We start from the raw sequence: 9,970 nt of genomic DNA, 5'->3' as shown, positions 1-9,970 counted from the left end.
TCCGAGTCGCTCGTGCAAGGGCGCCAGCCCGGCCATCGATGCCGGCGACGATGGCGTCACCGGCCCACCGCTGAACCTCACCACCGATCAGCGCGGCCTGCCGCGTCTATCCGGAGCGCACGTCGATATCGGCGCGTACGAGGAGCAGCAGTAGACAGAATCTGATGCGAGAGCGACGGGGGTGGCGCCCGCGCTCATGGTGGCGGGGCAACACAAGTGCGGTTCGGACGGGGTCCACGGGGACGTAGAGTTTGTGGGGATATGGGGACGTAGTTAAATTGTTAAGTGTGATAGCCTGCCATATCTGTCGCGCTGAACTGAGCTTAACAACTTATAATAACTACGTCCCGACTCCGTCCCGTCCTCCCGGCGGTGTGGCGGGCACGGGTCACGATCCGCTGGGGGGCAAATATCTAGTTTGTTGATATTCCGCCGAGGACCGTATACAGTTCCCCAACCATGAAGCCCTTGGAGTTCGTCGGCTCCAGCCGCGAGGACCTCAGACACTTCCCTTCCGAGGCTCGCCGTGCGGCGGGGTTTGAGCTCAGTTTCGTCCAGCAGGGGCTGGCGCCCACGGACTGGAAGCCCGTCAAGGAGGTCGGCCCCGGGGCCATGGAGATACGCGTGCACGCCCTTGGCGAATGGCGAGTCATCTACGTCGCAAAGCTCGCTGACGCCGTATACGTGCTCCACGCCTTCGAGAAGAAGACGCGAAAGACCCGGCAAGAGGATATCGAGCTGGCTCGCCGGCGGTATCGAGAAATTGGAGGCAGGCGATGAAGAAGCGGACTACAAAGTCGAGTGGCAACGTCTTTTTGGATCTTGGATTCGACCCCGCCGAAGCGGCGGTTCTGCAAATGCGCGCACGCCTCATGGGAGATCTGCGCTCCTATATTGAGAAGCACAAGCTCACCCAGGTGGAGGCGGCCAAGCGTCTTGGCGTCGCTCAGTCGCGGGTCTCCGACCTCGTGCATGGTAAATGGGAGAAATTCAGTCTGGAGATGTTGATTACGCTCGAGGCGAGGATCGGGCGCACGGTGCGGGTTGAGCTCGCTGCGTAAGCGGAGCTGGGAGTGTGCCGAGCATACCGAATCCCCGGATGGCGGCCGATCCTAGGTTCAGGGTAGCAAACCTGCTTGACTCGCATCACCTTCCATCCTTGACGCGGTCGCTCTCGTACTCCGAAGTGGTACAGCCTGCCAATGGATCTCCTGTTGTTGCGAAACCTTCCACCTGCTGAACCTCCACACTGCCAGCGGAGACCGAATTCCTTCGCCAGCTTGTAGGTCGGAAGACTCGGATACCGCGCTGACCGTCGCCGACCATCACCGGACAGACGCTGACTTTGCCGTGGCCCTGCTGGAACAGCTCTCCGTGCTTGACGTAGGCGTGGTTGTTCATTAATCCTAGACCGTTGTGACATCCAAGGCTGTTGCCATGGCAGCGTACCTGGTGAGGTGCGTTCGTCGCGCCGACGTCCGCGCGGTCGCGCACGAGGATAGACCGTGAGTGGCGGCGAGCCGAATCCGTGGTTCTGACGGACACCGTACTATTGCGAGGAGATGGAGATTATGGAAGCAGTGTCGACGCCCACGAGTGAAGTTACCGTGGGAGCGGCTGCGCCCCAGCGGCTCTCTGATATCGACCTGGCCAGCCCCGACACCTACGTGCCGGCTGTCCCGCACGCCGCCTTCAAACTGCTACGGACTACTGCCCCAGTCTTCTGGCACAAGGACCCCGAAGGCCCGTCGTTCTGGGCCATCACAAAGTACCAGGACGTGGTCACTGTCTCCCGCGACCCCAAGACCTTTTCCTCGGCCAGGCGGACCGCCTTGTTCCAGGAGTTGGGGCCGGAAGAACTGGCGCAGACACAGATGCTCATGCTCAACATGGATGCGCCGCGACACACCAAGATCCGCGCGCTGGTCAACAAGGGGTTCACGCCGCGTATGGTGGCGCGACTCGAACCTCACGTCCGCGAGATCACGACCGAGATCATCGATGCCGTGGCGCGCAAAGGGCAATGTGACTTCGTGAAGGACGTTGCCGCCGAATTGCCGTTGCACGTGATCGCCGAAATGATGGGCGTTCCGATCGAGGACCGGCACGCACTGTTCGACTGGAGCAACCGCCTCATCGGCTTCGACGACCCGGAGTATGCGACGTCGGAGGAAGACGGCAAGAAGGCGGCGATGGAAGTGTACACCTACGCCAATAAGCTTGCCGTCGAGCGCAAGAACAAGCCGGGTGATGACTTGGTCAGCCTGCTCATGAGTGCGGAGGTGGATGGGGAAAAGCTGACGGAACTGGAGTTTGATCTGTTCTTCTTGCTGCTTATGGTCGCCGGCAACGAGACGACGCGCAATCTCATCTCCGGAGGTATGCTCGCCTTGATGGAGCACCCGGAGGAGCGGGCCCATTTGCTGCAGGACCCGTCGCTCATGCCAACGGCGGTTGACGAGATGCTGCGCTGGGTCTCGCCGGTGATGAGTTTCCGCCGCACCGCGACGCGTGACACCGAGATGCGCGGCCAGAAGATCCGGGAAGGCGACAAGGTCTTGATTTATTACGCTTCCGCCAACCGCGACGAGGAGGTGTTTCCCGACTCCGACCGCTTCGACGTCGCCCGCACGCCGAACGACCACCTTGCGTTCGGCATCGGTGAGCACTTCTGCCTCGGCTCCAGCTTGGCGCGCCTCGAGATCCGCGTCATCTTCGAGGAGCTGTTGCGGCGACTGCCGGACATGGAGCCCGCGGGTCCGGTGGCGCGTTTGCGTTCGAGCTTGATCAACGGCATCAAACGCATGCCGGTGGCGTTTACGCCCGAGGCACGATAGGAGGCTGGCATCATGAAGATTCTCGTGGATTACGATCGGTGCGAAGGTAACGCGGTGTGCGTGACGGTCTGCCCCGAGGTGTTCGAAGTGGGCGAGGATGACCGCGCCCATCTGCGCGTGCAAGATCCGGGCGAAAACCTGCGTGCGAAGATCGAAGCGGCGGTGCGCCGCTGCCCGCGCCAGGCGCTCTCACTCGAATAGGCGTGAAGCGGCGTCGACTGCCGCCAGCTTGGTCGGCTTCGGCGACCAGGCCTGTCAACCCGCTCCGGGGTTGCCGGCGGAGGTACATGTTGCAGCCTGCCGTCTGCGAACTGTTGATAAGTGATCGCAGGGACTGATATCTGTTGGTCGGTCTCTGGGGTAGCTATCGGCGCATGGGCGCTGGGAAGGGGTGTTCTATATGAGGAGCATCGTTGCCCGAGCAGTATCCATCGGGGTGGTCGGAGTGCTGATTCACCTGTGCGCTGCGCCCGTGGCGCACAGCCAAGCTCGCCAGGATGACACGGCCGAGCTGAAGCCGGGGGTCGTTCTCGACCAGAACAATTCGCAGTTGGCCAAGGATCTGCTGCCGCCGGAAATTCTGAAACACTACCAGACTGGCGACTACAAGAACCGGATCGTCGAGTATCCGACTGGCAACGCCCACTGGGAGAAAGCCTTCTCGGAAGCGACGCAGACCAATACCGCGACGCTCGACGTGAATGACCGCGGCACCATCGTCTACCGCGCTACGGGCCAACCCCTACCGTACGTCTACGGGCTGCCGTTTCCCACTGTGAATGCCACCGATCCGAAGGCGGCAGTCAAGATCGTGTGGAATCAGTTTCTCGCATACTGGGCTGGCGGTAGCTCGTACAACCGGACGCTGGTGACGCTGCTGAACCGCACCGGTGTCGATCGCGACATCGTTGCCAACGGATGGTTTCATTTCTTGGACGGCCAGGATGTGAAGTATCGCGAGCCCAATCCGATGAACCTGCAAAGCCAATTCCTGGGAGTGGTACAGACTCCCGCCGACCTGCAGGGGACGGCCTCGCTGACGTGGCGCTACCGCGACGCCGACAAGCACGATTCCGTGTGGGCCTTCGTGCCGGCGCTGCGCCGCGTGCGCGCGGTCAGCCCGGCCAACCGATCAGACGGCTACCTGGGCTCCGACTTCAGTGGGGATGACGGCTTCTTTTTCGACGGCAAACCGGAAGACTTCGAGTGGAAGCTGGTGGGGCAGCGAGAGGGACTGCGCATCGTCGACCCCAACACGCTCAATGGCCCGGTTCCCACGACGCCAGCCCCCGGTGGAGGGTGGGTTGTCCTGACGGACCTCAATCCTCCGACGGTCGGATACCGGACGCCGAACTGGAGCGGCGCGCCATGGGCGCCGACCGATGCGGCCCTGGCCAAACGCAGCTTCTGGATCGTCGACGGTATCCCCCGGGACAAGTACTACTTGTACGGCAAGCTGCAACTGTGGATCGACGCGGAAACGTGGGATGGCGCCTGGAGCCGAAAATTCGACTGGACCGGCGAGCTGATCGGTGCCTCTCAATTCATTGCACGCGTCAACAGTCCGGTGGGTCCGCCGGACGCACAGGAATGGTTACCGATCGGCACCATGGTCTGGGCCTGTGCCGAGAATGTGAAACACAATCGCGCCACCCTCGGCGGTATGCGTCCGGATCCCAAAGCCGCTTCCTATCGGCGCATGCCCCTGGAGGCGAACCTGTTCGATTCCACCGCCTTGCAGCGCTTCGGCAAGTAACGAGAAGCAAGTCGACGGGACTGGCTTGACGCACAGAGGGATCGGCGGCTCAGCCAGTCGCGGAGACTCTCGGGCCCCGCGAAGAGACACTGACCCAGGACGGAAATCTCGATAAGGTGAGGTGTGATGAACGAACTGCTCGAGTTCACCCTGGTGCAGTTGACCGAGATGCTCCGTGCCCGCAAGGCGTCGCCGGTCGAGCTGATGAGGGCGGTCCTGGCTCGCATCGATGCCACGCACGCCAACCTGAATGCCGTGGTGGTGTTGCGTGACCGGGAGGTACTGCTGCGTGATGCGCGCGCGGCGGAGGAACGCTGCATGCGTGGTACCGCCGGGCCGCTCGAGGGCGTCCCGTTCGGCGTCAAGGACCTCGAAGATGCCGAGGGTTTGACCACCTCGCAGGGGTCGTTGCCGTTCCGCGATCACGTCGCCCGGTGCGACTCGACGCAGGTTGAGCGCCTGCGTGCGGCCGGAGCGATCGTGGTCGGCAAGACCAACGCGCCAGAGTTCGGCCACACGGCGATCACGAAAAACCTGGTCTATGGCGTTACCCGTTCTCCCTGGAACCTCGAACGGACACCGGGCGGGTCGAGCGGAGGTTCGGCCGCCGCGCTCAGCGGCGGTGTGTTGCCGCTGGTTACCGCCAGCGACGGTGGTGGCTCCATTCGGATCCCGGCAAGCTTCACCGGCGCCTTCGGCCTGAAGACGTCGTTCGGACGGATTCCCCGCGGTCCGTTCGAACACTGGGAGTATCAGGACACGTCGGTCGTCGGACCACTCACCAAGACGGTGGAGGATGCGGCGCTGTTTCTCGATCAGGTCGTCGGCAGCTCCCCGTACGATCCCAACAGCCTTCCGCACCCGGGCATTTCGTATATGCGAGCGGTCCGCGAGCCGCTGCCCAACAAGCTACGGATCGGCTACTCTCCGGATCTCGGCTACGCGGTCGTGCAGTCGGATGTCGCCGTCGCGGTCGAGGACGCCGCCAAAGTGTTTGAGCGGCTGGGCCACCGGCTGGAGCGGATCGAAGGCGGACCGCCGCAGCTCGGCCGCGAATGGGCTCTGCTCGGGCTGTTCGAGCTGGCCGCGCATCTGCACCCGCTGTTGCCTGCGCAGGAAAGTCAGTTCGGCCGCAGCTTCATCGAGGGCGTGAAGATGGGTTGGCAGATGACGCCGGAGCTGTGGGGAAAGTCGGCGCAGGAACGTATTCGCCTCAACGATTGGTGCGCGGAGTTGTTCGAGCGTGTGGACCTGCTGGTGACTCCCACGGTGCCATACGATCCGCCGCCGGCGAAAGGCCCTTTTCCCGAGGAGACCGAGGGCCGGCAGCAGATCGTTGCCGGTGTCGCGTCCTTTACGATCCCCTTCAACCTCTCGTGGCACCCGGCGGCGACGGTCCGCGTCGGCTTGTCGCGTGCGGGCTTGCCGATGGGCATGCAGATCGTCGGCCCACGCCACCACGAAGACCTCGTGCTGCAGGTGGCTCGTGCCTTCGAACGGGAACGTCCCTGGCACCCGCACTGGCCGACGAAGTGGTGAGGGCGGGGCCGGATGACGTCTGATCCGAATCCGCTCGGCGTCTTTTCAGACGGGCTCTTCCGGAGCAAGACTGCGCTCGTCACCGGCGGCGGGCGCGGCATTGGCAAGGCGATCGCGCTGGCGTTCGCGCGCCTGGGCGCCAATGTGGTCATCGCCAGCCGCAAGCCGGAAAACCTCAACCCGACGGCGGCCGAAATCACAGCCGCCGGCGTGGAGTGCCTGGCGGTCCCGACGAATATTAGGGAGATCGATCAGGTCGAGGCGTTGATTCAAAAGGCGATCGAGCGGTTCGGCGCGATCGACTGCTTGGTGAACAATGCCGGCGGGCAGTTTCCGGGGCGGCCGTCCGAGATCAGCGGTCGCGGCTGGCGATCGGTCATCGACCTGAACCTCAACGGCACCTGGAACGTGTGCAGTTGCGTCGGTCCGCACATGATCAAGCGTGGATCCGGCGCGATCGTCAATATCGTGCACATCTACTCATTCGACCGCGGCGCCCCGGCGTTCGTACATTCAGGTGCGGCGCGCGCCGGCGTGGTCAACATGACCCGGTCGCTGGCGTACTACTATGCGCGCCACGGCGTGACCATCAATGCGCTGGCCCCAGGCAGCGTCTCCACCGCCGGCCTGCGTGAAGAAGAGTACGTCCGGGCCGAGCAGGAGAACTACGAGGCCCTCCAGTTGAAGGATATCCCGGCGCACCGGCTGGCCGAGCCCGACGAGATCGCCGCCATGGTCCTGTTCCTCTGTTCCCCCGCAGCCCGCTACATCAACGGTGCCGCCATCGTCGCTGACGGAGCTCTGTCGCTGGACCACTGGACACCGCTTTTCGATCCGGAAGTGCCGTAGGGGTACTGGTAGCGTTCAGCCATCAGCTGTCAGCACTAAGCTCCAAGTCCGCTACCGCTCCAGCTCATGGTTTCGGGTTTTCCGAAGCTGATGGCTGAACGCGGACGGCGGCATGCTCCCTTCTCACCGCCGTAATCGTTCCCGTCTCCTCGATCAGCGCCACATGCACTTCTTCGACGGCCATGATCCCTTGCCGCCGCAGCCCGGCCATGAGTTCATCCCGCGTCAGCAGCTCTCGCCGCAGATTCGCTTCGATCACCTTGCCGTTGTGGATGAGGAGTGTGGGGGCCCCCTCGATCAACCGCTCGAGGCCTCGGCGCGAGAACGCCAGGCGTGTCACGCCGTAGTTCAGCAGCAGGATCGTTGCGGCGCCGAGGAATCCTCCGAGCACCGAGTTGTCGTTGCCGATCATGGCGTTTTGCAGCACGTTGCTGATGATCAACAGCACCACGAGGTCGAACGCCGACATCTGCCCCATCTGGCGCTTCCCCGTGAGGCGTAAGCCCACGAGCAGAAAGAGATACACTGCCGCCGCGCGCACGATCTTCTCCAGCACCGGTAGGTCGGGTATCCACATGAGAAGGCCTCACTGCCGCGGCAGGCGCGGCGCGTCATCAACCCGCGAGACGAAACGAAAGTCACCGGGTCTTGCTTTGCGCTTGTTCATCGTGTTGAGCCTCGACATCCAAACGTTGCAGGAGGTCCATCAGCCGGCGCGTGCCCTCGCGCAGGTTGTGCGTGGATACGCGCTCGTTGACGCCATGCTCGCGCCGCTCCTCGTCTTCGCTCAGATCGAACGGAACGAAACCGTAGCTGGCGATTCCTTTCTCCCGGAAGTAATGGCTGTCGGTAAATCCGGTGAGGACGCTGGGAACCACCGGCGCGCCCTCGCCTTCGGCCAGGGCCCGCACGGCGGCGGTGAAGGCCGTGGCCGACGGTGATGACGTCGGCGGGAAATTCAGCAGCACGCGCACCGTAACCTCCGGATCGCCGATCGTGTCCTTCAGCGTGCGGACGAACACCTCGGGATCTTCACCCGGTAGCAGCCGGCAGTCCAGTTCGGCGCTGGCCGCGTAGGGGATGACGTTGGTCTTCTGGCTGCCATTGAGGACAGTTGGGGTGATCGTATTGCGGACCAGCGCTGCGTCATGCGGGTCTTGCAGAAATGCGCGGCGGAAGTCGGCGTCGGCAAGCGCGGCACGCAGGTCCTTGAATCGTTCGCGCCGCTCACCCTGTAGCGTCGCAGCCAACGCGGCATAGTAGGTTTGCACTTCCGGCGTCACGCGCAGCGGCGCCTCGTAGCCGCGCACACGATCGAGCCCTCGGATCAGCCGGGTCACCGCGGTTTCCGGCGGCGGGGACGATCCATGCCCGGGAACACCGGTTGTCTCGAGCTTCAGCCAACACGGGGTTTTCTCCGAGACGGCGATCTCGTAGGCGCGCGAGCCGTCGGCCCGCAGCCGCACACTGCCTCCTTCGTTCAGAACGAACTCGGCATGGTGAAGGTCCTTGAAGTGCTCAGCCACCATCCACCCGGCGCCGAGCTTGCCGCCGGTTTCCTCATCCGCCGTGCCCAGAAAGATGACGTCACGCTTCAGCGCGATGCCCTGGCGTTTGAGGAGCAACACCGCCATCGCTTCGATGGTGCCGGGGCCCTTGCAATCAATCGCACCGCGACCGTAGACGTAGCCGTCGCGAACCGTGCCGGAGAATGGCGGCAGGTCCCAACCTTCCGGCGTCGCCGGGACCACGTCGAGGTGGTTCAGGAAAATGATCGGGCGCAGGCCGCCCGTCCCTTTGATGCGGGCGAGCACTGAACCGCGGCCCGGCGCGGATTCGAAGATGTCGGTCTCGATGCCAACCTGGCGGAAGCGGTCCGCCAGAAACCTGGCTGCCGCGGTTTCATTGCCCGGCGGGTTGGAGGTGTCGATCTGAATGTAGGCGCTCAAGAACTCGGTCGCTTGGCTCTCGACTTCCGCCCAATCGATGTCCGCTGCGCCGGCACTCGTGGCCAGGCACGAGAGCAGCAGCACCGCTCCGGCGATGCGCGCGCAGGACATCCATCGTGGCGCTGCCGTCATCACGCCGCGTGCTCTTTCAGTTCGACGACGTAGCCGTCGGGATCGGTGACGTAGATGGACAGGCCCAGGCCGCGCGCCCCCATGCGCAACATAGGCTGCTCTTCGAGGACGTTCACTCCATGCTTCTTCAGCCACGGAATGATGCTGGCGAAGCGGCCGCCTTCGATCTGCATGCAGAAATGCAGGAAGCCGCCCGTGTCCTTGCCCCGGTGCGGATCGTAGGTGGGGTCGGGGACCAGATCGAGCAACTGGTCGCCCACGCGCACCGACACGAACGGGCGTTGCCCGGCCCGGTACTCGTCGAGGTACAAGATCGGCAGGTCCAAGGTGTCACGATAGAAGCGCAGCGAAGTGTCGAGGTCACACACTCGCAGAACGAAATGATCCAGGCCGATGACTTTGATCATCACACACCACGTTGGCCTGCTACTTTAGCGCATCAATGACCTTGGTCCCAGCGTCCGCCTCCAGGTCGACGCCGGTGGTTTCGAGCAGCCGGGCGATCAGCATGTAGTAGCCGATGGCCAGGGTGAGCTCGACGATTTCGCGCGGTGGGAACTGTTTGGTCATCAGCCCAAAGGTTTCGTCCGAGGCCCGCACGTCACGCACCACCTCATCGGTGAACCGAAGAACGAGGCGGTCTCGCGTGTCGAAACAGTCGGCGCTGAGATCACCAGCTTCGAGTGCCTTCACCTGGCTTGCGGTTACGCCGGCGGCTTTGGCGATGGGGACGTGCTGCACCCATTCGTACCGTGCTGGCGAAATGCTGGCGATGCGGAGAATAGCCAGCTCGCGCAGACGATCGCTGAGCTGCTGCTTCGAAAGGATGGTGCCACCCAGGCGCAGCAACGATCGCAGGTTGGTTTCAGCGTGGGCCATCATGTAGAAGATGTTCAGCGGTACCGCCA

General features: G+C 63.4%; 11 protein-coding genes. 7 read left to right on the top strand and 4 right to left on the bottom strand.

Annotation, left to right across the window (positions count from 1 at the left end; all coding sequences use genetic code 11):
• Positions 1-459 precede the first annotated feature (459 nt).
• The 7 genes from VF515_20805 to VF515_20775 all read left to right on the top strand — a co-directional run bounded on the left by VF515_20805 (position 460) and on the right by VF515_20775 (position 6,981).
• Entirely contained in the window at positions 460-780 is a 321-nt protein-coding gene (locus VF515_20805; protein HEX7410067.1) for a type II toxin-antitoxin system RelE/ParE family toxin, read from the top strand.
• A complete protein-coding gene (locus tag VF515_20800) occupies positions 777-1,061 on the top strand; it encodes an XRE family transcriptional regulator (GenBank protein ID HEX7410066.1) in 285 nt (94 codons plus the stop codon). Before VF515_20805 ends, VF515_20800 begins: the two co-directional genes overlap by 4 nt.
• A gap of 510 nt (positions 1,062-1,571) precedes the next feature.
• Positions 1,572-2,837 carry a cytochrome P450 gene (locus VF515_20795; protein HEX7410065.1) on the top strand — a complete coding sequence of 422 codons (1,266 nt, stop codon included), beginning with the start codon at positions 1,572-1,574 and terminating at the stop codon, positions 2,835-2,837.
• Positions 2,838-2,849: 12 nt separating this feature from the next.
• A complete protein-coding gene (locus VF515_20790) occupies positions 2,850-3,038 on the top strand; it encodes a ferredoxin (GenBank protein ID HEX7410064.1) in 189 nt (62 codons plus the stop codon).
• Positions 3,039-3,237: 199 nt separating this feature from the next.
• A complete protein-coding gene (locus tag VF515_20785; protein ID HEX7410063.1) occupies positions 3,238-4,593 on the top strand; it encodes a DUF1329 domain-containing protein in 1,356 nt (451 codons plus the stop codon).
• Between the two features lie 126 nt (positions 4,594-4,719).
• Complete coding sequence (locus tag VF515_20780) at positions 4,720-6,132, top strand: amidase (protein HEX7410062.1); 1,413 nt, start codon at positions 4,720-4,722, stop codon at positions 6,130-6,132.
• Between the two features lie 12 nt (positions 6,133-6,144).
• Positions 6,145-6,981 (top strand): SDR family oxidoreductase, encoded by an 837-nt coding sequence (locus VF515_20775; protein HEX7410061.1) that lies wholly within the window; start codon positions 6,145-6,147, stop codon positions 6,979-6,981.
• A 64-nt stretch (positions 6,982-7,045) separates the two neighbouring features.
• Here the strand turns inward: VF515_20775 and VF515_20770 are convergent, their stop codons facing one another.
• The 4 genes from VF515_20770 to VF515_20755 all read right to left on the bottom strand — a co-directional run.
• A complete protein-coding gene (locus VF515_20770) occupies positions 7,046-7,558 on the bottom strand; it encodes a YetF domain-containing protein (protein ID HEX7410060.1) in 513 nt (170 codons plus the stop codon).
• Between the two features lie 61 nt (positions 7,559-7,619).
• The gene (locus VF515_20765; GenBank protein ID HEX7410059.1) at positions 7,620-9,062 is read right to left on the bottom strand and encodes a M20/M25/M40 family metallo-hydrolase; all 1,443 of its coding nucleotides are present in this window, start codon (positions 9,060-9,062) and stop codon (positions 7,620-7,622) included.
• Positions 9,062-9,469 (bottom strand): VOC family protein, encoded by a 408-nt coding sequence (locus tag VF515_20760; GenBank protein ID HEX7410058.1) that lies wholly within the window; start codon positions 9,467-9,469, stop codon positions 9,062-9,064. The genes VF515_20765 and VF515_20760 overlap by 1 nt, the downstream gene beginning before the upstream one ends.
• Before the next feature lie 19 nt (positions 9,470-9,488).
• On the bottom strand, positions 9,489-9,970 hold a 482-nt coding region (locus VF515_20755; protein ID HEX7410057.1), incomplete at its 5' end, for a carboxymuconolactone decarboxylase family protein.

It is taken from the genome of Candidatus Binatia bacterium (assembly GCA_036382395.1).
Lineage (GTDB): Bacteria > Desulfobacterota > Binatia > HRBIN30 > HRBIN30 > JAGDMS01.
This window is presented reverse-complemented; position numbering and strand designations above follow the sequence as displayed.